Source organism: Bacillus sp. B4EP4a, assembly GCF_006680105.1.
GTDB classification, from domain to species: domain Bacteria; phylum Bacillota; class Bacilli; order Bacillales; family DSM-1321; genus Peribacillus; species Peribacillus simplex_E.
In genome coordinates this window covers 34,240-57,875 of the sequence record NZ_VHIK01000014.1, presented here as the reverse complement: position 1 = coordinate 57,875, position 23,636 = coordinate 34,240, and the positions used below count along the sequence as shown (strand labels likewise).

At 41.2% G+C, this 23,636-nt stretch carries 26 protein-coding genes and 1 pseudogene; 18 read left to right on the top strand and 9 right to left on the bottom strand.

The window, feature by feature from the left end; all coding sequences use genetic code 11:
- Window positions 1-5: 5 nt before the first annotated feature.
- The 4 genes and pseudogenes from FNK51_RS07620 to FNK51_RS07605 all read right to left on the bottom strand — a co-directional run bounded on the left by FNK51_RS07620 (window position 6) and on the right by FNK51_RS07605 (window position 3,533).
- Entirely contained in the window at window positions 6-1,373 is a 1,368-nt protein-coding gene (locus tag FNK51_RS07620) for an amino acid permease (RefSeq protein WP_141992950.1), read from the bottom strand.
- Between the two features lie 319 nt (window positions 1,374-1,692).
- Window positions 1,693-1,826 (bottom strand): annotated as a pseudogene (locus FNK51_RS27755) (endonuclease); the annotation flags it as partial.
- Between the two features lie 237 nt (window positions 1,827-2,063).
- A complete protein-coding gene (locus tag FNK51_RS07610) occupies window positions 2,064-2,411 on the bottom strand; it encodes a phage holin family protein (protein WP_098371410.1) in 348 nt (115 codons plus the stop codon).
- A 231-nt stretch (window positions 2,412-2,642) separates the two neighbouring features.
- The gene (locus FNK51_RS07605) at window positions 2,643-3,533 is read right to left on the bottom strand and encodes a TetR/AcrR family transcriptional regulator (RefSeq protein ID WP_098372287.1); all 891 of its coding nucleotides are present in this window, start codon (window positions 3,531-3,533) and stop codon (window positions 2,643-2,645) included.
- 604 nt (window positions 3,534-4,137) lie between these two features.
- Between FNK51_RS07605 and katA the strand changes: the two genes are divergently transcribed.
- From katA to FNK51_RS07595, 3 genes are all read left to right on the top strand, one after another.
- The gene (gene katA / locus FNK51_RS07600; protein WP_141992949.1) at window positions 4,138-5,592 is read left to right on the top strand and encodes a catalase KatA; all 1,455 of its coding nucleotides are present in this window, start codon (window positions 4,138-4,140) and stop codon (window positions 5,590-5,592) included.
- A 204-nt stretch (window positions 5,593-5,796) separates the two neighbouring features.
- On the top strand, window positions 5,797-5,970 hold the full coding sequence (locus FNK51_RS26460; RefSeq protein ID WP_181762213.1) for a hypothetical protein: 174 nt from the start codon (window positions 5,797-5,799) through the stop codon (window positions 5,968-5,970).
- A gap of 38 nt (window positions 5,971-6,008) precedes the next feature.
- Window positions 6,009-7,202 (top strand): M14 family metallopeptidase, encoded by a 1,194-nt coding sequence (locus FNK51_RS07595; protein ID WP_098372289.1) that lies wholly within the window; start codon window positions 6,009-6,011, stop codon window positions 7,200-7,202.
- 438 nt (window positions 7,203-7,640) lie between these two features.
- Here the strand turns inward: FNK51_RS07595 and FNK51_RS07590 are convergent, their stop codons facing one another.
- Window positions 7,641-7,967 (bottom strand): hypothetical protein, encoded by a 327-nt coding sequence (locus FNK51_RS07590; RefSeq protein ID WP_286178596.1) that lies wholly within the window; start codon window positions 7,965-7,967, stop codon window positions 7,641-7,643.
- Window positions 7,968-8,237: 270 nt separating this feature from the next.
- On the opposite strand from FNK51_RS07590, the gene purT reads away from it, so the two are divergent.
- The 10 genes from purT (at window position 8,238) to rpsN (ending at window position 15,616) form a co-directional block, all read left to right on the top strand.
- The gene (gene purT, locus FNK51_RS07585) at window positions 8,238-9,392 is read left to right on the top strand and encodes a phosphoribosylglycinamide formyltransferase 2 (RefSeq protein WP_141992948.1); all 1,155 of its coding nucleotides are present in this window, start codon (window positions 8,238-8,240) and stop codon (window positions 9,390-9,392) included.
- A gap of 682 nt (window positions 9,393-10,074) precedes the next feature.
- On the top strand, window positions 10,075-11,442 hold the full coding sequence (locus FNK51_RS07580; protein WP_483296116.1) for an alkaline phosphatase: 1,368 nt from the start codon (window positions 10,075-10,077) through the stop codon (window positions 11,440-11,442).
- 22 nt (window positions 11,443-11,464) lie between these two features.
- Window positions 11,465-12,112: a DUF4352 domain-containing protein gene (locus tag FNK51_RS07575; RefSeq protein ID WP_141992946.1), complete on the top strand. Its 648-nt coding sequence runs from the start codon at window positions 11,465-11,467 to the stop codon at window positions 12,110-12,112.
- A 103-nt stretch (window positions 12,113-12,215) separates the two neighbouring features.
- On the top strand, window positions 12,216-12,368 hold the full coding sequence (locus FNK51_RS07570; RefSeq protein ID WP_076368068.1) for a YpzG family protein: 153 nt from the start codon (window positions 12,216-12,218) through the stop codon (window positions 12,366-12,368).
- A 197-nt stretch (window positions 12,369-12,565) separates the two neighbouring features.
- Window positions 12,566-12,946: a nucleotide excision repair endonuclease gene (locus tag FNK51_RS07565; protein ID WP_170946990.1), complete on the top strand. Its 381-nt coding sequence runs from the start codon at window positions 12,566-12,568 to the stop codon at window positions 12,944-12,946.
- A 166-nt stretch (window positions 12,947-13,112) separates the two neighbouring features.
- On the top strand, window positions 13,113-13,283 hold the full coding sequence (locus FNK51_RS26455; protein WP_181762212.1) for a hypothetical protein: 171 nt from the start codon (window positions 13,113-13,115) through the stop codon (window positions 13,281-13,283).
- A 414-nt stretch (window positions 13,284-13,697) separates the two neighbouring features.
- Complete coding sequence (locus FNK51_RS07560) at window positions 13,698-14,891, top strand: GTP-binding protein (RefSeq protein ID WP_286178595.1); 1,194 nt, start codon at window positions 13,698-13,700, stop codon at window positions 14,889-14,891.
- Between the two features lie 22 nt (window positions 14,892-14,913).
- Entirely contained in the window at window positions 14,914-15,063 is a 150-nt protein-coding gene (gene rpmG, locus FNK51_RS07555) for a 50S ribosomal protein L33 (RefSeq protein WP_034310390.1), read from the top strand.
- Window positions 15,064-15,166: 103 nt separating this feature from the next.
- Window positions 15,167-15,301 carry a hypothetical protein gene (locus FNK51_RS27110; RefSeq protein WP_260397954.1) on the top strand — a complete coding sequence of 45 codons (135 nt, stop codon included), beginning with the start codon at window positions 15,167-15,169 and terminating at the stop codon, window positions 15,299-15,301.
- 45 nt (window positions 15,302-15,346) lie between these two features.
- Window positions 15,347-15,616, top strand: coding sequence for a 30S ribosomal protein S14 (gene rpsN / locus FNK51_RS07550; RefSeq protein ID WP_098372293.1), 270 nt, complete (start codon window positions 15,347-15,349; stop codon window positions 15,614-15,616).
- A 196-nt stretch (window positions 15,617-15,812) separates the two neighbouring features.
- On the opposite strand, the gene FNK51_RS07545 is transcribed toward rpsN, so the two are convergent.
- The gene (locus tag FNK51_RS07545) at window positions 15,813-16,217 is read right to left on the bottom strand and encodes a VOC family protein (protein WP_053536686.1); all 405 of its coding nucleotides are present in this window, start codon (window positions 16,215-16,217) and stop codon (window positions 15,813-15,815) included.
- 306 nt (window positions 16,218-16,523) lie between these two features.
- Between FNK51_RS07545 and FNK51_RS07540 the strand changes: the two genes are divergently transcribed.
- The 3 genes from FNK51_RS07540 to FNK51_RS07530 all read left to right on the top strand — a co-directional run bounded on the left by FNK51_RS07540 (window position 16,524) and on the right by FNK51_RS07530 (window position 19,057).
- On the top strand, window positions 16,524-16,793 hold the full coding sequence (locus FNK51_RS07540; protein ID WP_034310405.1) for a DUF1292 domain-containing protein: 270 nt from the start codon (window positions 16,524-16,526) through the stop codon (window positions 16,791-16,793).
- A 222-nt stretch (window positions 16,794-17,015) separates the two neighbouring features.
- Window positions 17,016-17,444 carry a cell wall hydrolase gene (locus FNK51_RS07535; protein ID WP_141992945.1) on the top strand — a complete coding sequence of 143 codons (429 nt, stop codon included), beginning with the start codon at window positions 17,016-17,018 and terminating at the stop codon, window positions 17,442-17,444.
- 146 nt (window positions 17,445-17,590) lie between these two features.
- Window positions 17,591-19,057, top strand: a complete 1,467-nt coding sequence (locus FNK51_RS07530; RefSeq protein WP_141992944.1) for a PAS domain-containing sensor histidine kinase — start codon at window positions 17,591-17,593, stop codon at window positions 19,055-19,057.
- Window positions 19,058-19,094: 37 nt separating this feature from the next.
- Here FNK51_RS07530 and FNK51_RS07525 read toward each other — a convergent pair whose 3' ends face one another.
- Complete coding sequence (locus FNK51_RS07525; protein WP_141992943.1) at window positions 19,095-20,087, bottom strand: NADPH:quinone oxidoreductase family protein; 993 nt, start codon at window positions 20,085-20,087, stop codon at window positions 19,095-19,097.
- A gap of 162 nt (window positions 20,088-20,249) precedes the next feature.
- On the opposite strand from FNK51_RS07525, the gene FNK51_RS07520 reads away from it, so the two are divergent.
- Window positions 20,250-20,690 (top strand): peptidylprolyl isomerase, encoded by a 441-nt coding sequence (locus FNK51_RS07520; protein ID WP_141992942.1) that lies wholly within the window; start codon window positions 20,250-20,252, stop codon window positions 20,688-20,690.
- 78 nt (window positions 20,691-20,768) lie between these two features.
- Here the strand turns inward: FNK51_RS07520 and FNK51_RS07515 are convergent, their stop codons facing one another.
- Together FNK51_RS07515 and FNK51_RS07510 are read right to left on the bottom strand one after the other, a co-directional pair.
- The gene (locus FNK51_RS07515) at window positions 20,769-21,707 is read right to left on the bottom strand and encodes an oxidoreductase (RefSeq protein WP_141992941.1); all 939 of its coding nucleotides are present in this window, start codon (window positions 21,705-21,707) and stop codon (window positions 20,769-20,771) included.
- A gap of 97 nt (window positions 21,708-21,804) precedes the next feature.
- On the bottom strand, window positions 21,805-22,575 hold the full coding sequence (locus tag FNK51_RS07510) for a sulfite exporter TauE/SafE family protein (protein ID WP_141992940.1): 771 nt from the start codon (window positions 22,573-22,575) through the stop codon (window positions 21,805-21,807).
- Between the two features lie 217 nt (window positions 22,576-22,792).
- On the opposite strand from FNK51_RS07510, the gene FNK51_RS07505 reads away from it, so the two are divergent.
- Window positions 22,793-23,575 carry a TrmB family transcriptional regulator gene (locus tag FNK51_RS07505; protein ID WP_141992939.1) on the top strand — a complete coding sequence of 261 codons (783 nt, stop codon included), beginning with the start codon at window positions 22,793-22,795 and terminating at the stop codon, window positions 23,573-23,575.
- Window positions 23,576-23,636 lie beyond the last annotated feature (61 nt).

Here is a 23,636-nt window from a genome sequence, read left to right as displayed (position 1 = left end):
GACATTTATCTATTCCGTTTATGCAAGCCAGTCACATAATACAGGGCTACCAACAGTAAGATCCAAATCGGACCAACGATTAGAGCGATTCTTGTATCTGCTGAAAAGCCGAGTACTACCATTACAAATACTAAAAAGGCTAAAGTGAAATAAGAAGTGAATGGGAAAAGCGGCATTTTGTAAGACAAGCCTTGCTTTTCTCCCTGACTCATTTTCCGTCTAGACATGATCTGTGTGACAAGTATGGTTCCCCATGTCCAGAGGGCACCGAATGTAGCGACACTTGTGACGTAAGTGAAAACTTTATCGGCTTCCATGTAGTTAAGGTAAACACCGAAAAGAAGCACGACAGCCGAAACGATGATGGCAACGCCAGGAACGCCTGACTTTGTAGTACGTTCGAAACTTTTTGGTGATTCACCTTGCTGCGCTAGGTTGAATAACATTCTTCCTGTACTGAAGATCCCGCTGTTACAAGATGAAAGGGCTGCTGTCAGTACGACAAACTGAATGATTCCTGCTGCGCCTGGTATACCGATTTTATCAAACATCATAACGAATGGGCTGTTTTCTCCATTCATTTCATCCCATGGAGTGATCGATAAAATGACTGTCAGAGCTAAAACGTAAAAAAGTAAAATCCGATAAAAAACGGTATCGATGGCTCTTTTTAAAGATTTTTCAGGATTTTTAACTTCACCTGCGGTTACTCCAAGCATTTCAATTCCCAAATAGGCGAACATGACCATTTGGAAAGAGAGGATGACACCGGAAATCCCATTAGGGAAAAACCCTCCATGTTCAACAAGGTTGCCGAATCCGACCGCGATTCCGCCGTTCCCCAATCCGAAGATGATCATTCCGAAGCCAAGGACGATCATAAGGATGATCGTAATGACTTTCACTAAGGCGAACCAAAACTCCAATTCACCATATGCTTTTACAGCAAGAAAGTTAATCGTCGTCATGATGGCAAGAGCGGCTAACGCCCAAGCCCATTGCGGGGTGTCAGGGAACCAAAATTGCATATAGATTCCGACTGCCGTAATTTCAGCCATACAGGTGGCAATCCAAACGAACCAGTAATTCCATCCGGTTATGTATCCGGCAAGAGGACCGACAAATTCGCTAGCATAGCGACTGAAAGAACCTGCGACAGGATTTTTAATCGCCATTTCCCCTAGTGCACGCATGATAAGATAGATCATAAGCCCGCCAATGGCGTAGGAAATGATGATGGCTGGGCCGGCTAATTTAATCGCAGAGGCCGAGCCGAGAAATAAACCGACTCCAATGGCTGCGCCAAGAGACATTAATGCGATATGTCTTTCTTCCAAACCTCTATGCAGTTGAGATTCTTTGGAGTTTTGCATAATTTTCCCCTTTTCTATGTTGGAGTTTAATTTTCTCTATCTAGCATTTTATCACTAGTAGAGGAGAATACATATAATTTATTGATTTTTCACATAATATTACAACTAAATAATATATTTTAATAGGAAGAATGTAAAGTAAAAAATGAAAACGCTTACTACAAAGTGATTCAATCTGTTTTCCTCGTATATATAATCTTTCAAAAACTATTAGAATGCTATTCAAACAAAATATAATTATGTGATTTTTCTAAAAATTTAGACTTTTGATGATGGAAAAGCTGGCTCCAAAATAAGGAACAGCATATTCGTTCCATCTTTGCCAGATGGCGGAGGCCAATTCAGGATGATCTACGAAAGGGTTGCGATTATGCTGATACTGATTATAAATGACCTCATTTCGGTTAAGCTCGAAGGCATCTACAGGATTTTCTGTTCATACCACTCCAGTAAGAAGCCATTCCATGAATCGTTTGATACTGATTTCCAGAGAAGTCGATTTATATGTAAAGTGAAGCTTTGCGGAATTTAGGGGAATTGCCCGGGAAATAGCGAAGGCTGTTATGGAAATGAAAATGATACGAAAAACCGTCAGCATTCGACTTACTGTTTCAGTATGTAGATCCTAAAAAAAACTGTAGACAAACTCGATTTTCATCGAGTTTGTCTACAGTTTTAACTAACAGCATGCTACTGATGGTTTTTTTTACTCTGTTTTATAAGAAGACTTTGAATGAAACTCAATAACAATGATCCGATTAAAGCTCCCCAAAAAGAATTTATTACAAAGCCACTGACGGCATAGGAAGTGATTTGGAATGTGAAGGCATTGATAATGAAAGAAAACAACCCGAACGTCAGGATGGTGATCGGCAATGTGATAAGTAGGAGAATGGGTCTAACCAGCAAGTTCATGATCGATAATATAAAAACCGCCAGCAAGGCTGTTCCGTAAGATTTAATCGTGATGGAGTCGAGAAGCCAGTCAATAACGAGCAATACCAGCCCGTTGATAAGAAAACGCATTATTATGTTCATGAATAACTCCTCCTGAAGACACTTTACTACAAGTCATTATACTAAAATTTCATGAATTTCAGTTATATGTTTGCAGAATTGTCACAAAAAAAAGAGGAATACGATATGTATTCCCCCAGAACCGAAAGGACCTTTTTACTTAAAAAAAGGTCCAGTTGATTTCAGAAATCCGCTCCCTTTCCGCTGAAAGAACCCCCATTTGTCTGCAAAATGGGACCCATTAGGTTCTATTTAGTTGTTGGCAATGATTCTTTCGAATTCACTTAATTCCAATGTGTTTTTCAATTTTGGGTTGGTGTTTAAGGAAAGCAGAGCACTTTCGATGAGAAAGGTTCGCGGTTCAGTGTTTTGTAATAATTCCTCTTGGATAAAGTGAATCAATTTTAAGTTTTTGACCCTTTCCGCTTCATCATCTTGGCATAGCCTTAAGATCATCTTTTTTAGGCCATTTGCAGAGTGCAGGAGTGCTGTATGAAAATCCTGCTGTGTATGAAAGCACTCAGGCAGCCATTGCTTGATGAGATCGGGTTCCAATAGCTGTGCTTTTGACGTGCTGACATCTTCGAAAATCGATTTAATCCTATCGACACAATAACGGATAATTTCAGTAGGGTTGAAATCGGGCTCTTTAGCCAAGGCATTAAAATGAATCGTTTGATGCATCATCCCCGAGTAGAGAATGGCACAGTCCAAAATATAAGGTTTTTTATCAGCACCGAAAATGTCCAGAAACCGTTTTGATAGCCAATGGATATGCTGGAATTTAGCATGAGTTATGAAGTTCTTAAGTTCGGTATCATTTGAAATCATTACTTCTTCATATAAGAAAAAGATTTTATTGTTTTTGTTGGAGTGCATTTGTAATTCGGATTGTTTGATGAATATTTCAATATCTGCAAGGTTTTGCCCAATCAGCAATTCATTCCGCTCTTTTTCGAATTTTTCTTGCGAAGTCAGGAAAACTGCCTTAAGCAATTCGCTTTTAGAAGAAAAATAGTTATAAAATGTTCCTTTTGAAATGCCGCTATAATCTAAAATATCCTGAATGGAAGTGGCTTGATAACCCTTTTCAATAAATAATTGGTGTGCATATTTAACTACCAGTTGTTTGCGCTCATTCATATATATCACCCTTACTCTTATTGGACGGTCATTTTAACGTAATAGTATCTTATTTTCTATACGAACACAAACCAGTATGTTTACAATTTCTCCAGCAAAATAAGGGTGAAGGCCTTTTGTTTCAGTCCGTTTATGAATAGTTCTGCTGAAGATAAGGTTCACAAAAGTCAGTTTCTATGCCTCCTTCTATTCGTCATGTAAATAAAGCCTGATGTAGTGAACAAAGTCACAGGAGATCATTTCGGTTTGTTATAAGATAAATAGAAGGAAATAGGTAAAGTAGCGCAAAGTATCCATGAATATTCGTTATCATTCTCGATTACTAACCCATTGGTAGGAGAAATGATAAAATCACTTGTCATGAAGGATTATTGGTTATGAGGGTCGTATACCATTATTAGGAATTCTATTATGCCTATAAGTTGTTCCGTCAACGTTTATAAATTTTGAATTCTCCATATTACGGTTGGAGGTGAAGTCATATCATCAACGAAAAAATAATGAATTGATTATTATATTAAAATTATTATAAATAAGTATTGATTTTTTTCTAAGAAGCTTTATCATTATATACATAAATATTAATGAAAAGGTGGTTCAAATTATGTCGAATAAGAAAAATCTTACTACAAGCTGGGGAGCGCCAGTAGGAGATAATCAAAACTCGATTACTGCCGGCGAACGCGGCCCGGTACTCATTCAGGATGTACACTTATTGGAGAAACTAGCTCACTTCAACCGTGAACGTGTGCCTGAACGTGTAGTTCATGCGAAGGGTGCCGGTGCATTCGGAACTTTCGAAGTAACGAACGACCTTTCTCAGTACACGAAAGCTAAACTTTTCAATGGTGTGGGCAAGAAGACAGATCTTTTTATCCGTTTCTCCACAGTTGCAGGAGAATTGGGTTCTGCTGATACAGTCCGTGACCCGCGTGGATTTGCTGTTAAATTCTACACGGAAGAAGGAAACTACGATATCGTCGGTAATAATACGCCAGTATTCTTTATTCGCGATGCGATTAAATTCCCCGACTTCATCCATACACAAAAAAGAGATCCTAGAACACATTTGAAAAACCCTACGGCTGTTTGGGATTTCTGGTCACATTCACCGGAATCTCTGCACCAAGTGACGATCCTGATGTCCGATCGGGGCATTCCTGCTACACTTCGTCATACACATGGTTTCGGAAGCCACACATTTAAATGGGTGAATGCTGAAGGAAAAGGCGTTTGGGTGAAATACCACTTCAAAACAGAACAGGGCATCAAAAACCTTGATGTGGATCTAGCTGCAAAATTAGCAGGTGAAAACCCTGATTATCATACGGAAGATCTTTTCAATGCCATTGAAAAAGGGGACTTCCCTGCATGGAAATTATATGTTCAGATCATGCCTCTGGAAGATGCGGATACATACCGTTTCGATCCATTCGATGTGACGAAGGTATGGTCTCAAAAAGATTATCCGCTGATCGAGCTTGGTCGCATGGTATTGAACAGAAATCCTGAAAACTACTTTGCTGAAGTAGAGCAAGCCACGTTCTCACCGGGAACATTCGTACCGGGAATTGAAGCTTCCCCAGACAAGATGCTTCAAGGACGCCTATTCGCATATGGAGATGCACACCGTTACCGTGTGGGCTCGAATCATAACCAGCTTCCGGTGAACCGTCCGAAAGTGGAGGCGAACAACTATCAGCGTGATGGCTTCATGCGTGCAGATGACAATGGCAAGGGATCTGTTTATTATGAGCCGAATAGTTTTGGCGGCCCTGCCGAAACAACGGAAAATAAAGTCACTCCTTTCGAGGTGACTGGGAAAGCTGCACAAGTCGGTCATAATAGTGATGATCACTACACTCAAGCAGGTGACTTATACCGTCTATTAAGTGCCGAAGAGAAAAGTCGCCTTGTTGACACGATCGTGGGCGCAATGAAACCTGTGGAATTGGAAGAAATCAAGCTTCGTCAAATCGGTCATTTTTACAAAGCCGATCCGGAATACGGAACGCGCATAGCCGAAGGTTTAGGTTTGCCCGTACCGCAAGAAGCGTAAAATATGGGACTCCCAATCTATTAAATGAAAACAGGCATCCATTCATGAATGGGTGCCTGTTTTGTTTGTTTATGGAGGGCTCCGTTATATAAATGACACCCGACAAGTTCGGTAAGAATATATAGTTATAAATGTTTGTAAGGAAGTCATGCTTTCAGATTAATTGGGGGGGCAGTTACTTAGATTCGGTAAAGGGTGGAATTAATGACTAGTAATAAGAATCGGGTGTTAGTTGGTAGTCCAATTTACAAGAAAATCCAGCTCTCACTTAAATGGTTGGATGGGGAGGGAATGGAGCTTGGCATTTTCTTAATTGATGACAAGCAAATTGCTCGAAGATTTCAGTCAGGAGCAGAACAATGTCAAAGCAATAATTAAATCGAATCAGCATACATTTGGTTAAGAGGAGGTGCAGTATGGACGTTTTTGTGCGGCAAAATGATTCCTTGTGGTATTATAGCCAATTATTCAAGGTGAATTACCAACTTATCATTGATTCCAATAGTGGGATTGATCCACTTGCACTTATGATTGGCCAACAAATCAAAATTCCTGGCTTTACGACGACCAGTTATAATATTAAACAAGGTGATTCGTTATGGGCAATTGCCAGGTCACGTAATCTTTCATTGGATGCCCTATTTTTGGTTAATCCCAATCTCAACCCGAATGCCCTGCAAGTTGGTCAGACAATTTCTGTGCCATTAAGGATTACGTGGAGGCTAATTCAAGGAAACCGGGAATATGATTATGAGACGATGATGACCGATGTAAGACGGTTGAAAACTATCTATCCATTTATTAAAACCTCCCCGATCGGAGACTCTGTGCTTGAAAGGGATATCCCTGAAGTGCTGATTGGAAATGGTAACAAACGAGTTCACTATAATGGTTCCTTTCATGCGAATGAGTGGATAACGACGCCTGTGATCATGACCTTTTTAAATGATTATTTACTCGCAATCACGAATCAGGCAGACATCCGCGGTCTATCTCTGTTTCCCTTTTATCAACAGACGATGCTGTCGATCGTCCCAATGGTGAATCCGGACGGAGTGGAGTTGGTTCTTAAAGGCCCTCCTGCAGATGAGTCATTGAGGCGACGGCTCGTGGAATGGAATAATGGAAGCGAAGACTTCTCTGGCTGGAAGGCAAATATTAACGGGGTGGATCTGAATGATCAATTTCCCGCCAAATGGGAACTGGAAAAAGAACGCAATAATGTAACGGAGCCAGGTCCGGCAAATTATTCCGGGGAAGGGCCGCTTACACAGCCAGAGGCCATTGCAATGTCAGAGTTGACAAGAAAACGTGATTTTGGCAAAGTCCTTGCGTTCCATACCCAAGGAGAAGTCATTTATTGGGGGTTTGAAGGTTTGGAACCGCCCGAGTCGGAAACGATAGTCAATGAGTTTGCGAGGGTCAGTGGATATGAGCCTGTCAAATCCGCCAATAGTTACGCAGGGTATAAGGATTGGTTCATTCAGGATTGGCGCAGGCCGGGGTTTACCGTGGAGCTGGGCAAAGGAACGAATCCCCTCCCTATATCACAGTTCGATGAGATTTATCAGAAGTCGCTTGGAATTTTCTTGGCAGGGTTATATATGTGAATTTTGACCAAATGAAAAAGCTCAACTCCGTTACCATGGGGAAGAGCTTTTTAGTCTTATAAACTATTAGACTTGAAACGATGAGGGCTGCTGCAAAAAATAAGTAAAGTCATGCTTTACTTATCGATTGCATGAATGACACGCTTTTTAGCCTGAAATTAACGGACATTCTCCATGTCCCAGTAATATTGCAGCCCTTAACAAAAGGAATTCTAAAGTTTTACGGTAAGAAGTTTGACTTCCTTAACGCTAGTATTGGCCCCACCTACGCCAAATACTGTGACGGCCACGCATGCCATCCAACCTAATTTCATTATAATAGAAAGCGCTTACATTTTCAAAAATAATCGTAATGCAAATTTCGACATTCGCATAAGTGTCCCTTACCAGTAGGATGAGAATGGGCGTATTACTGATAAGGGCACTATAAGATTCAGGTTAATCTGCAATGAACTCCTGCAGCTTTTTTGTTAGTCCGCCACTGCCAAATTTAATGAACTTTGTCTTTCCGGCTGCTTGTGCCGGGGGAGCAGCAAATTCCAAAAAGGCTAATAGGTTGATCCTTCGGTAAAGTATATGGTCAATGCCATATTGATAGAACCAATTATCGATTGCATTGTAAACCCCTCTATTCAGGGCATATTGCTGCCGGCACCATTCGAAGAATAATCTGTCAGGCAGATTGATGTACTTCATATCCTCAAAGCGGCCATTTTTCTTCTCATTCAAAATAGGGAAAATGGGACTTACCAATTCCTTTTGCATAGTGTATTTCCTCCCTTATTGATAAAAACGAAAAGGCTCCCTACTCATGTTGAATAGGGAGCCTCCAGTGAACTGGTCAGCGTATATATTTTCATCTAGCATAATGCTTATTATTCCTATTTGTCAAGTGTGTATTTAAAAAAACTTAAATGAAATACGTTTGTTTAATGTTTTTGGTGCATTTTAAATGAAAATACGAATAAATATTTATGTTTATTCATTTATAGTTCGTATATAATGATTTTGAGGATATGGAGGAGGAGAGACTGAATGTATAAATCGAAAAAGATTTTATTATTGGGCTCAGGTGAATTGGGGAAAGAGGTCATAATTGAAGCACAGAGACTTGGGGTGGAGACCGTTGCTGTAGACCGCTATGAACATGCACCTGCCATGCAAGTGGCTCATCGCAGTTATGTGATCGATATGCTGGATGCGGAACAACTAAGGGGAATTGTGGAAAAAGAACAACCCGATTTGATTGTACCGGAAATCGAAGCCATCGCTACATCTGAATTAATCAAATTGGAAGAAGAAGGATTTCATGTCATTCCGACGGCAAGAGCGGCTAAATTGACTATGGATCGTGAAGGAATCAGGAGGTTGGCTTCTGAAACCATGGAGATTCCGACCGCAGCCTACAAATTCGCCGATACATATGAAGAATTTGTCCAAGCTGCCAAGGAAGTTGGATTTCCCAATGTCGTAAAACCGCTGATGAGTTCCTCAGGTAAAGGGCAAAGTGTGTGCCGCACGGAAGGTGACCTGGAGGATTGCTGGAGGATCGCGATGGAAGGCGGCCGGGTTCAAAATGGACGGGTGATCATTGAAGAATTTATCCGTTTTGATTCGGAAATCACGCTGCTTACTGTCCGGGCCATAAATGGTACGATGTTTTGTGCCCCAATCGGTCACATTCAGCAGGGCGGGGATTATATTGAATCTTGGCAGCCGCATAATATGACAGAGGCGCAAATCATGGAAGCGAAAAGAATTGCCCATGCTATTACGGATGAACTTGGAGGATACGGATTATTCGGGGTTGAGCTTTTCCTTTCAGGGGATAAAGTCTATTTCAGTGAAGTTTCCCCACGTCCTCATGATACGGGACTAGTGACTTTAGTGACTCAGAATTTGTCGGAGTTTGCCCTGCATATTCGGGCGATTCTAGGATTTCCCATCCCGGAAATCAAGCTGATCAGCCCAGGTGCCAGCCGTCCATTAAAAGCGCAGGATGAGTTATCGGAATATTCTATAGTCGGTGTTGAACAGGCTTTGGCTTTACCTAATACACAAGTGCGTCTTTTCGGAAAACCTGTTACAAAGGCAGGTAGAAGGGTCGCAGTCGCCCTGTCGACTGCCGATTCAATCGAGTTGGCGAGAGTGAATGCGGCCCGTGCTTTGGAATGTTTAGTTGTAGAATGAAGTAATCGTGCAAAAAGCCCTTTGAATGGAGAGCTTCAGTTTTGTCGACAAAGGGGGGCGGAAAGGGATCGGATTTCTTTAATGTCAACTGAAACGTTGATTCCACTCCAGGCACTCGCTTTCCGCCCTAAAGAAAAATTGTAGGCTGGTCTCATCCCGAACTGTTTAAGACTAGTTTATTCCATGGTTTTTTACTCTTTTATAAAGCTCCGATTAAATTGAAGAAATTTGTGACACTTCTGGCGAATAGCTAGCTAGCCGAGACTCCAAACGCGCTTGCTTTGATGAGGTTTGGCAGACAGCCGGGGGAAAGGGATCGGATTTCTGGAAAAACTGTAGGGATAGGCAGTCTGACTCTGAAGCACCCTGATAGGGTGCTTTATTTTCTTTTGTCCATTAATTTTTTAGCACTTTCAAATCACCCTGATTTGAAGAAGTTAAATGAAAGATCACTTACCCACGCTGGTGTTAACTCCGCTAAACCCTGTAACATGCCCCACTACTGGTGATTTTTCTCCAACAACCAACGTCCCTCATAAAAGTGGCATGCAATTCCGTGACATGTCTCCTTTACTTTGTCTTAACAATTATCCTGCTGCATTTTTACATTGCCTTGACATTGAGTTCATCTTCTTCACCTATAGTTTAATTAAATAGAAAACATTAAAGGGAGGCTATTCATTTGGATCGCACATGGAGTAAAAAGGTATTGCCCATCACACTGGCTTCTGCATTAGCATTTGGAGGTTTATCATGGTCCGCTGCGGATCGTGTTTCGGCAAAGGATAAGACAAAAAAAGAACCGGAAATCAAGAACGTGATTTTCCTGATCGGTGACGGCATGGGTGTTTCCTATACCTCCGCTTACCGGTATTTAAAAGATAACCCTGGTACGAAGGTGGCAGAACGGACAGAGTTTGATAAATACTTGGTTGGCCAGCAGATGACTTACCCAGAAGACTCTGCACAAAATATAACGGATTCAGCTTCAGCTGCAACGGCAATGTCTGCCGGAGTGAAGACTTATAACGCTGCGATTGCAGTGGATAACGATAAATCTGAAGTCAAAACCGTATTGGAAGCAGCAAAGGAAAAAGGAAAAGCGACGGGATTGGTTGCCACTTCAGAAATCACTCATGCTACACCTGCATCTTTTGGCGCCCATGATGAGAATCGGAAAAACATGAATTCAATCGCAGACGATTATTATAATGACTTAATCAAGGGAAAACATAAAATTGACGTCCTATTGGGCGGTGGGAAGTCCAATTTTGTCCGGCCTGATGTCAATTTGGCGAAAGCCTTCGAAAAAGACGGTTACAGTTATGTGACTGATAAAAATCAAATGCTTAAGGACAAAAATGAACAGGTCCTTGGTTTATTCGCTTCTGAGGGACTTCCGAAAATGATTGACCGCCCAAGTGAAACGCCTTCTTTGTCAGACATGACAAGTTCGGCGATCCAGCGCTTGAATAAAGACAAAGATGGATTCTTCCTTATGGTCGAGGGAAGCCAGGTCGATTGGGCCGGACATGATAATGATATCGTAGGTGCAATGAGTGAAATGGAAGACTTTGAAAAAGCATACAAAGAGGCCATTGAATTTGCGAAGAAAGACAAACATACCTTAGTGGTGGCTACTGCGGATCACTCTACAGGAGGATTCTCGATCGGGGCAAAAGGAATATATAACTGGTATGGTGAACCAATCAAGGCAGCCAAACGCACCCCTGACTTCATGGCGGATGCCATCGTCAAAGGGGCCGATGTTGAAAAGACGTTAAAGCAATATATTGATCAAAATGAAGTGAAGCTAACTGACGGTGAAATCAAAACGGTAACAGAAGCTGCCAAATCAAAGAATGTGACGAACGTCGATAATGCCATCGAAGCCATATTCGATAATCGGACCAATACTGCATGGACTACCGGGGGACATACAGGTGAAGATGTTCCGGTCTACGCATATGGACCATATAAAGAACGGTTTGCAGGACAGGTCGATAACACGGATCATGCCAAAATCATCTTTGATCTATTAAAGAAGTAAAAAAACTTCAGGGAGGGATTCAATGAACAGACTGATGATTGGTGCCCTGTTATTAACTGCATTTGGTGCTCTTAATACACAACCAGCTTACAAAGAAGAAACGACAGCTAAAGAAAAAACAGAGGAAGTTGCACGACCACTGGTAAAAAAGGATGTCTATGTTCCGAATCCACAGCTTCCTGATGATATAAAATTGAACCAGATCGGTCAGAACGTTTCCGATGCAAAAGGCGAATTAACTTTGAAGGCCTATAAAAAAGTGAATGAAACAGTGAATGTTGGCCCGATCGAGGTTAAGGTCAAAGAGATGAAAGTGATGCATGCCACTCCGGATTACAGCATGATTGATTTCTTCCACGGCTATACGCATGATGAAGATTTCGATATCGTAAAAATGAACGTGGAAATCAAAAACAATACGGATAAAAAAATTAATTTTTCCCCAGTTGCTTTCCTTGAAACGGACAGAGGAGAACATCTGACATGGGAAGATGATATCTACTTAGAAGAACTTGCTGGTGAAATAGAAGGAAACGGTTCAAAAAGCGGAAACATTGGTTTCATTCTAAATGATGAAAACATAAAGGGCATATCCGTCATGACAAGTGATGCGGTGGATGAAGAAGGGGAAGTCCTTGCAAAAGGCAAGTCAGCTGAATTCGCTTTTTAAAGAATATGTATAAATGCCTTGGAAAAATAAAATACTAGAACAAGTGATGGAGATTACTATCACTGAACGGAATATCCAAATCCTAATGATGAGGTGACACAGAATGAGCTATAAAGATCAATTAGATCCACATTCTCAAAAGTTTCACCATAATTGGACAAGACCTAAGCGTTCAAATTCTCAAGTTAATGGCCATACGCAAGAATCACAAACAAACATTATACTAAGAAGCAATGCAAAGGCTCACAGGTGGTAACGGATATTTCAGACAAAGAAGGAGGCTCCCAGCGAGTCTTCTTCTTTATATTTAATCCAAAACCGATCAAGGCATACATGGCTTTTCACTCATAATTATGATACCATTTACCTTTAAGATTGAAGTGATAAGCTTGGCGTGAAACCGGAGTTTCGATTCCGATTGAAAGTTTCACTTTATACAAATAGAGGACGTGAATTGTAATGATTAAAATTGAAATCCCTGCAGCGGATATAAGCATCAAACAAAGAAAGCAAGTTATAGAAGGAGATGAAGCTGTCATTCCTGAAATTTACGGGTTTATCGATTTTCATTTGATTCCCCGTGATAAAGGCGGCATCATCTTGTTTTACAATGAGAATGATGAACTGATTTTTGTCGGTAAGGCCCGTAAATTAAGACCAAGGGTCAAGAAGCATTTCGAGGATAATGTTTCTCCGATTAAAGAGCATCGTAATGAAGTCAAGAAAATTGACATTCTTTTAGTCGAAGACGCTATGGAACGTGAAATTTATGAAACGTACATGATCAATAAGCTTCATGCTAAATACAACGTCGACAAAGTGTTTTATAAATAAGATGTACCTATGAAAAGCTGACTGCTTATGCACTCAGCTTTTTTGTGTGCAAACTTAAGTTTACATATGTCCAAAAATAATTTCGTACATTTACAGCTGCTCCATGCTAGGTTAACAATGTTGGTTTATATTTAGAGTATTCCAATACATTCTCAGGAGGAAGCTATTGAAGAAAATACTTTGTAAAAAGGTGTTAGTTATCTCGATCGGGACAGTGATTGCTTTTGGGAATTTAACGTGGTCCGTGTCACAAGCTTCTAAACTGGCGAAACAGAGAGAAATTGAAACTTTTGAACAAAAGACAGTAAAATCTTCAGGGTGGGAAATGGCGGAATAAGCATAGTGACCAATAACTTTTTTCTCGATTTGCAACAAGAAAAAGAAAAATGTATTGGAAAATGAAACGTTGTAGATGATCAGCAGCTTGTCAAACGTACATTAAATGATAAAACTCAATGGAGGTTCATTACACATGATGTTATGTGTGATTGGGCTTCCATTTAATTTTTGTTTTAATTTCATGAAGAATGTCAGCACCTTTCATTTATCCGTGATTCCCTGCAGCAGTATTGAAGCAATCGTGATTAAATTTGTCAGGAAAAGTATTCGGGGGTAATTTCGAAAAAAACTTGCAAATAGTAATGATTACGTTTTATTATTAAAGGGTGTTTTTACATGAGAGATAGCTTTGGTATTTAAATCGTAATTATTTTGATTTATGCGAAGGTATCAGGTAAAGGAGTGGGAAGCGATGGAGATGAAGAAAATTCCGGTTACGGTATTGAGTGGATACCTTGGTGCGGGAAAGACGACGCTTTTGAATCATATTCTTGAAAATAGGAATGATCTGAAGGTTGCCGTCATCGTTAATGATATGAGTGAAATCAATATTGATGCTTCTCTGGTCAAACAGGGAGGGTTTACCCGGACGGATGAAAAACTGGTGGAAATGCAGAATGGCTGCATTTGCTGTACGCTTCGTGAGGATTTAATGATTGAAGTGGAGAAATTGGCGAAGCAAGGGGACATTGATTACATCGTGATTGAATCGACTGGGATAAGCGAACCGGTACCTGTAGCCCAAACCTTCTCCTATGTTGATGAAAGCATGGGAATTGATTTAGCGGAATATTGCCGGCTTGATACGATGGTCACCGTTGTTGATGGGTATAACTTTTGGCAAGACTTCACTTCCGGAGAAACACTTATTGACAGGATGCAGGCAACTGATGCTGCGGATGGCAGGGAAGTGGTCGATCTATTAATAGATCAGATAGAGTTCGCCAATGTCATCCTGTTGAATAAAATCGATCTAATTGATGCTGAAGCCGTTGAGGAATTGAAAGCGGTTCTTCAAAAAATGAATGCGGATGCGAGGATCATCGAAACAAATCATTCCAAGGTGCTGCTAAAGGATGTATTGAATACCCATTTATTTGATTTTGAAGAGGCGAGCCAAGGAGCCGGCTGGATAAAGGAATTGAATGAAGAGCATATTCCGGAGACCCTGGAGTACGGGATTTCTTCCTTCGTTTATAGAAGGAAAATACCCTTTCATCCCGAGAGGCTAATGGAGTGGTTAGAAAACTGGCCCGTACAAGTGGTGAGGGCAAAGGGCTTCCTTTGGCTGGCATCGAGAAATGATACGGCAGGCTTGCTGTCGCAGGCAGGACCGTCATTAACTTTACAAGCAGCCGGTAAATGGATTGCAGCATACCCTGAGGAAGAACAGCGCCGAATTTTAAAGGAAGCACCTGAATTATTGGAACGGTGGAATGCAGTATACGGTGACAGGATGACGGAGCTGGTGATGATTGGCATTCAAATGAATCAGCAGGAAATCGAAACTGAATTAGATCAATGCTTATTAACGGAAATTGAGTTGCAGCAGGATTGGTCTCTGTATGAAGATCGATTGCCTGCATTTACGGAAATCGTTCATTAAAAAACGTTAGGAGGAAACAAAAATGAGAGTAAACATTACTTTAGCATGCACAGAATCAGGGGATCGAAATTATATCACGACGAAAAACAAGCGGAATAACCCGGACAGGATCGAATTGAAAAAGTACTGTCCGCGATTAAAGAAACACACGCTACACCGTGAAACGAAGTAATTTTGAGGTTTAAATCGTAATGATTATGTTTTATTGCAGAGATGGATGTAAAAGGCGGGAAGTTCATGTTGGAATGGATTATTATTGGCGGAGGCATTCGAGTATGATGATGGCTGCATTGTACGGAATTCTTTGCAATGCCATATTTACGTTCTCCATCCATACAATTGGTGAACATGCTCCCGATATCGAGGAATATATCGGGAGCAAGACAGACAGCGGAACGAATTGTGAATAGTTTATAGAATCTATAAAAAAAAGATCTTTAAAAAGGAGAATATAAATGGCGAAAAAATCCAAGGTGATAAAAGCGGAAAAACAGCTGGCAATGGTCAAAAAGTATGCACAACTTAGAAAGGAATTGAAGGAGAAAGGGGATTATGCCGCATTGGCCAAACTCCCGCGTGACTCCTCGCCGACAAGGGTCCACAATCGTTGTGGAGTAACGGGGAGGCCCCGTGGATATATGCGCAAATTCAACATGTCACGTATCGTTTTTAGGGAGCTTGCTCATAAAGGGCAACTGCCGGGTGTCAAAAAGTCAAGCTGGTGAAGTGGGGAGGTGAAAGGTGATTTAATAGTCTTTCTTTCATTCACTTTTTATGGAAATCATTCATACAAAAAGGAGCCTAAGTTAAACAAGGGATACTGGTAAAAAAAGGGTTTTTGACTGTAAACTTTGTTGAACATTGACGAAGCGGCTTGTAGAGTGAACGTTAAAAAAGCAGAAGTCTCTAAGACTCTGCTTTTTACCTTTGGAAAAATTCAATCCACTCTTTTTCCGGGCCATATACGTAGAAATAGCGATAGCCATTTGGAAGGGTGACTATCTCTTCATCAATCAGCTCAGTGTTATCCAAGCTTTTGATCCGGGCATATTCTTCCTCGATATCATCCACGGTAATGGCAAAATGGTGGATCGTTGCTTCGGATGGCAGTGTGTCGCTATATCCCTGAATCAATTCTATTTCTGTTTCGTCCGACTCTTCGTAACCCAGGAATGCCAGTTCGATTACCCCATTAGTATGAGTCATGCGTGCTTTTAATTTTAAATCCAGCACATCTTGATAAAAGGCGATGGATTTTTCAAGATCTTTTACAACGACGCCAATGTGATCGACCCTTTTCACAGCCAAGAAATCTTCCTCCTTCATTATATCCAGATGCAAAATGCTAATATTAGTATATATAAGAATATTCGGAATTAAATTACATTTTTATAGCCGTTTTTAGATAATTTTTTAAATGATGTTAATATAGGGAAAGTATTGGTGAATACTTAAAAAATGATAAATGGCTTATGTTATAATATTTTTCTTCCATAATTTTTCTTGATAGATTCTATTCTTGGAAAGAATGAAATTAAGCATTTTCCAGGGCCAAAATTTGTTTCTAAATGGAATAGTCGATATACTTATTGAAACAACTCCATTATTAATGGATATGAAAGGAGAGGTAGTATGGGAAAAATTCGTGAAGGTGAAGTTTTCACCCTTACTGATGACAGCGATGAGGGCCATGAAGTTGAGGTTTTAGGATCATTGGATGTAGAAGGAACGGAATATGTAGCAGTAGGTTTGCTTGAAGATATTGAAGAGGATACAGATGAAGATATCGATATTTTCTTTTTCAGGGTCGAAGGCGAAGGTGAACTGCTCGATATCGAATCGGATGAAGAGTTCGAAAAGGTATCATTGGCGTTTGAAGCGGCATTTGAAGCGAAAGAATGACAAGATAAAAGACGGCACATTGTGTGTCGCCTTTTTTTTATGTATAAAGAAAGTATCGGCCCCGCCTTCGCCAAATACCATGATAGCCACGCGTGCTATCCAGCCTTACTTAAGTATAGGGTTGTATTATTGATAGGACGTGTACTATCTATGAAGATTTTGTTAATAAACGGAGTATTTTTCCATCTCCAAGACATAGGATAAAAAAGTGGAGGTGATGGAATGGCCGTTGTTAAGCACACGGATGCCGATATTGCCTTATTGGCAAGATTGCTTAGGGCGGAAGGTGAGGGTGAAGGTGATCAAGGCATGTTGATGATCGGTAATGTAGGGGTCAATCGGATTAGGTCGAATTGTTCCGATTTCATAGGGTTGAGGACGATTCCAGATATGGTTTATCAGGAGCATGCCTTTGAAGCTGTACAGAAGGGGTATTTTTATCAGCGGGCAAGGGATAGGGAAAAAAGGCTTGCGCGCCGGAACGTAAATGGTGAAAGGCTATGGCCCTCGAAATTTAGCCTATGGTACTTCAGGCCACCGGGAGATTGTCCGGCAACCTGGTATAATCAGCCCCTGGTTGGGCGTTTCAAGCTTCATTGCTTTTATGAACCAACAGGTACAGAATGTCCGAACATTTATAATACATTTTAAGGAGGAGGCTGAACCTTATGGAGGTTTGGCCTCTTTGTGCATCAGTCTTTAACTAGGAAAAATCATATGATAAAACTGGCAAATGATTTACTGATACTGTAAAATTGAGACTGTAAATTTCCGGATAAGAAAGGAATAAAAAATTGATGAGTAAAAGGCTTATTAATTATGGACAAGGGCAAATGGGAGTACAGCCGGAGGATAATACCGAGAAATTTAAGTCTTTCATGGAGAACAACCCGGACGCCATTTCCATTGTTGATCTGGAAGGAAAGACCCTTCAAGTGAATGCAGCTTTTGAAGAGTTTTTCGGTTGGACGAATGATGAGCTCATTGGCATGCCGTTTCCTATTATTCCTGATTTCTTGAAGGAATCAGTCAATGAATTGCATGACCAGATTAAGGCAGGGGTACAAAAGAAAGGCTTTGAAACGGTCAGGCTAAGGAAGGATGGCCAGTTAATCGATGTAAGCATCTCCCTGTTCAATATTCGGGATGATGAAAATGAGCCGTGCGCTCTGGTTTTCGTTTATCGGGATATCACGAATCAAAAACTTGCTGAAGCTGCCTTGAAGGAAAGTGAGCAAAGGTATCGCAGTTTAGTGGAGGTGTCACCTGAAGCGATTTTTGTACATCGCAATGGGATCATCGAGTATATGAATCCCATGGGGGCAAAAATGCTTGGGATGGATAGTGTGGAAGATATTATCGGTAAATCGGTTTTTCAGTTCGTTCACCTGGAGTCCCGGGAAAGTGTCCAAAGAAGAATCGATATCATGAGAGATGATCATCAGGCGGTTGGTTTACTGGAACAAAAGTTCATTCGACTTGACGGACAAGTATTTTATGGAGAAACACTCGGTCTTCCGATTATTTATAAAGGTCAACCGGCCATACAGGTATTCTGCAGGGATATTACGGAGCGTAAAAAGACCGATGAGATGCTCTGTAAATCCAATATGTTATCAGCGGTAGGACAGATGGCTGCGGGTATCGCGCACGAATTAAGAAATCCATTAACTACGGTCAAAGGATTTTTACAATTATTAAGGGAAAATCCTGAGCAAAAGGACTATCTTGAAATGACGGTCAGCGAAGTGGAAAAAATTGAAACCCTGGCCAATGAATTTTTAAGTTTAGCAGAGCCTGAAGCGAAGGTTTGTGAATACATCCAGCTTAACGATATATTGGATAGTGTGATTACGTTAGCCGAGTTACAAGCGATTTTGAATGATGTTGAAATCATCAAGGAATATAATACGGATTCGGCATCTGTCTTTGGCGAACCGAATCAGTTAAAACAAGTATTCACGAATGTCGTCAATAATGCGATAGAAGCCATGCCGAATGGCGGCAAACTTCATATACAGTTATACCATGGAGGAGACTCTGCGATGATCCGATTCATTGATTCAGGCTGCGGAATCTCAAATGAGCGCATGGAGCATCTAGGGCAGCCTTTTTATAGCACCTCTGAAAAAGGAACGGGGTTTGGGCTCATGGTCAGTACTAAAATCATCCATGAGCATAATGGGGAAATTCATTTCAGCAGCGAAGTGGGAGAAGGGACGATTGTAGATATCAGTCTTCCCATCAATGAAAGTTCACAATGAAAGTGACGAGAAGCTATGCTCTCGTCACTTTTTTGGTTTATAGCTTAACGATCGTCCTGCCTCTTGCTTCCCCTTTTAATAGGGTAGGAAGTACGTCAGGCAATTCTTCAAGTGTAATTTCCTGTTGAATGAGCTGTTCTAATTTTTCGAGTTTAAAGTCGGTGGCAAGGCGATGCCAAACTTTCAATCTTGTATCCATCGGGCAATTGACTGAATCGATCCCAAGTAGATTAACCCCTCTTAGGATGAATGGAAAGACGGTGGCTGGCAGGCTTGTACCAGCTGTCAATCCACTGACCGCCACAGCTCCGCCATACTTGATTTGGCTAAGGACTGAAGCTAACGGTTCACCGCCGACGGGATCTACCGCCCCGCTCCACTTCTGTTTGCCCAGTGCCCGCAGCTTGCCATCATATACATCTTCACGCGATACAATGGTCGCCGCGCCGATTTCCTTCAAATATCCATGTTCCGAATCTTTTCCTGTACTCGCCTCAACGGAATAGCCAAGTTTGGAAAGGATCGAGACTGCGAAACTGCCGACCCCGCCAGTTGCACCAGTGACGAGAACGCTCCCTTGCTCAGGGGTGAGGTTATTTTCTTCCAGTCGCAGAACCGATAAGGCTGCAGTGAAACCGGCCGTTCCGATGATCATCGCCTCTTTCATTGTAAGGCCATCAGGAAGCGGGACGATCCACTCTGCAGGAACGCGGGCAAATTGACTATAGCCCCCTGATTGGGAAACGCCAATTCCGTAGGAGGTCGCAATGACTTCGTCTCCTTCTTTAAAGCGGGAATCCTCAGATGAAACGACAACACCAGCCATGTCAATTCCCGGAACGATCGGATAGCTGCTGACAATGTTTCCATTTGGAATTGCTGCAAGGCTATCTTTATAGTTCACACCGGAATAATGAACACGGATGAGCACTTCCCCTTGAGGTAGATCATCAAGTGATAGTTGCTGAATGTTAACGGTGAATTGATCATCTTGCTTGTTCACGACTAATGCATCAAATTGCTGTATCATGGTTCGTTCCCCCTTATAATAATGAATCTACCCCATTATAAAAGAAAAAATATAGGAATGTATAATGATACAATTCGAAATAAGTAGCGCTTGCTTTTCTTTCTGCTTCTAAAAATGGTACTATTAGATTTGATTCAGTTCATATTAAAGGAGATGTTTTACATGGCTAAAAAAGGATACATACTTATGGCAAATGGAGAAAAGATCGAATTCGACCTTTTCCCGAACGAAGCACCGAACACAGTGGCTAACTTCGAAAACTTAGCAAACACAGGTTTTTATAATGGTGTAGTCTTTCACCGTGTCATCCCTGGTTTCGTAAGCCAAGGCGGAGATCCAACAGGTACAGGTGCAGGCGGAAGCGGCAAGCAAATCAAATGTGAAACAGAAGGAAACCCTCACAAACATGAGGCTGGAAGCCTATCGATGGCACATGCCGGAAAAGACACAGGCTCAAGCCAATTCTTTATCGTGCATGAACCACAACCGCATCTTAACGGTGTTCACACAGTATTCGGTAAAGTGACATCTGGACTTGAAACAGCCAAAGCTATGAAAAATGGCGACAAAATGGAAAAAGTCGAAATTTTTGACGCTGAATGATGAAAGCGAAAAGAGGGGGCATTATGCTCCCTCTTTCTTTTTGCACTGATCATGAGTGAAAACAGGGGAATGATAGAGTCATTTTGGCGTCATGCTTTCAGTGAAACGATATTTGACCTCTGTCAAGGTTTCTGAAATATCCCATAATCTTTTCGAGGTTTCTTCATTATATAAGGAATCGATGATATCATCTTTTCTCGGAAAGCCTTTTCTGCTCTTCTTTCCATCGGGTCCGATATACTCCCCGCCTGTTAATGTTGGTTCCGTTGCGGCATAAAGGGTAGGCAATGCTCCCATACTCGCCGGCTGGGTGATGGTTTTCGAAAGAAAATGCACGAATCTATTTATGGGTTTGCCAGATCCGCGAGACATGAGATTAGTATGGGAAAGGCCCGGGTGACAGGCAATGCTTATTGGGTTTGCATCATGCTGGTTGAATTTATTCTGTAATTCGCGGGCGAAGAGCAGATTGGCCAGCTTGCTTTGCCCATAGTATTTCATCGCTTTATAACCGTTTTCACCATTTAGGTTTTCGAAGTCTATAAATCCATTGATGGCGGCCAAGCTGCTCAATGTGACCACACGCGATTTTGGCGTAGAAAGGATACGCGGAAGAAGGAGTCCTGTCAAAGCAAAATGGCCGAGATGATTGCTGCCGAATTGTAGTTCGAAACCATCTTTCGTCTTACTGTATGGCGGAATCATCACACCTGCGTTATTGATGAGGACGGATAGAGAGTCATAGTTTTCCTGAAAGGAATCAGCAAAATGCCGAATGCTGCTTAAATCACTTAAATCCAGCTGCATCACGTGTACAGTTGCTTTAGGATGGACCGATAAGATTCTATCGACTGCCTTTTCACCCTTCGAAGCATTCCGGACTGCAAGGATGATCTCTGCCCCCTTACCGGCCAGTGCAAAAGCCGTTTCGAAGCCAATTCCACTATTTGCACCAGTAATCACAATGGTTTGCCCCGATACATCTGCTATTTCTTCGCCATTCCACTTTTCAATCATCCAATCACACCTTCCCACACAGTCTATACCTATCATATACCCAAATAATTCCTATATGTCACATTCTGTGGCGGGAACATGTGCTGTATTCTAAAAATTAGCCGCCCATTAAATAATCCATTATATTTTTCAAGATCAGAATGACGGTTACTATGATAAATAATACCCTTACATATGCCACTCCCTTTTTAATGGCGAATTTAGATCCGGCCAATGCACCTGCTATCATGGAGATCCCCATCGGTATTCCATAGGAAAAGTTGACGGTATCAAGGAATATGAACATGATCAGTGCTGCCAGATTGCTTCCGAAGTTCAAAAATTTTGCATTTCCTGCAGAGTGCAAAAAATCAAAGCCAATCATTAAAAAGGCAAACAGAATGAAAGATCCCGTTCCAGCGCCCAAAAACCCATCATAAAAACCAATGGCAAATATAGCTAACGCAAATAGTGCAGCCTTTTGCCATGTGAGTTTATGGTAAGTCGATTTCTGTCCCCAGTCCTTTTTAAAAAAGGTATAAATGGCAATAGCTATTAATAGGACCAAGATCATTGGCTTTAATAATTCAGGCGAGACGAAATTAACAACCCAAGCGCCTAGCAGGGAACCTATGAAAATCAGTGGAAAAAGTTTGGAAACCAATCGAAAATCAACCTTACCTGAGCGAATGAAGGCAATGGTACTTGTTAAAGATCCCATGGAACTTGCTAGCTTATTCGTTGCGATCGCTTGAGAAGGGGGAAGTCCTGAAAATAATAAAGCGGGTATGGAAATCAGGCCTCCGCCGCCTACCACAGAATCAATGAATGCTGCCAAAAATCCGAAAAACATCAGCAGCAAGAGTGTTGAAATATGTATATCCTCCATCCAAGAAGCCTCCGTATCAATGGCATTATGGCTGAAATGCTTGTTATGCTGAAGCCATAACCCAAGTTTTTTTGTTTAGTCACTATTTAGATAGTAACTAATAAAAACCGTTCTGTAAATAAGAACATTATGAGTCATACCATTTGAAATCGAATAGATTTCGATAAGAGATTTGGTATGATAGGCATATAACTTACTAAAAGCACTAGGAGGTACTATGCAAGATATCATTCAAAAACTACAGTCTCTCGGGTTTAGTCAATATGAAGCAAAGGCTTATGTTTCTTTGGTTCGCCAAGGTCCAACCAGTGCCTATCAAGTAAGCAAGGAATCAGGAATTCCCAGGGCCCGTATCTATGAAATATTAAATGGACTGCAAGAAGAAGGAATCGTCTTAAAAGAGGAAATCAATGACTCGATACAATATTCACCGCTACCAGTCGATGTGTTTCTGGAATCTGTCCAATCAAAATGGAACGATACCTATCAATCCATCAGCCATACACTGAAACAATTCGAGAAAATCGAACCGATGTCCGACAATCGTGTAATGACCCTTAAGGGTGAAGGGCACATCCTTTCCTTTTGCCGTACTTTGATTCAAAAGGCCGAGAAAAGGGTGGTGGTTTCCTTATGGGACGAGATGTATGGAAATCTTGAACAAGAGCTAAAAGGGATTGCTGCGCATTGCACTCTCAAGGGAATTGCATTTCAGGTTGAAAACCCATTATCAGGTATAGATATACATCGCAAAACAAGCTATGTGGAAAATATCGGAGAAAACAAATGGTTCATCTTATCCATCGATGGCAAGGAGACGATTTACGGCCCCTCCCCGGAAACGAGGGAAACGGCGTTCTACACAGATGATCCCATTCATATCAATTTTCTCGAAAATTACATTTGGCATGATATCCTCGTTAACCGCTTGGTTAAAAAGGATGAAGAAGATACCGAGAATTGGATTTCAAGTGAAAGAGAACGGTTTTTCTCCCTATAAGAAAAAAAGCTGATATCCCCATTGCAGGGAATATCAGCTTTTTTATATTTGTACCAAAGTG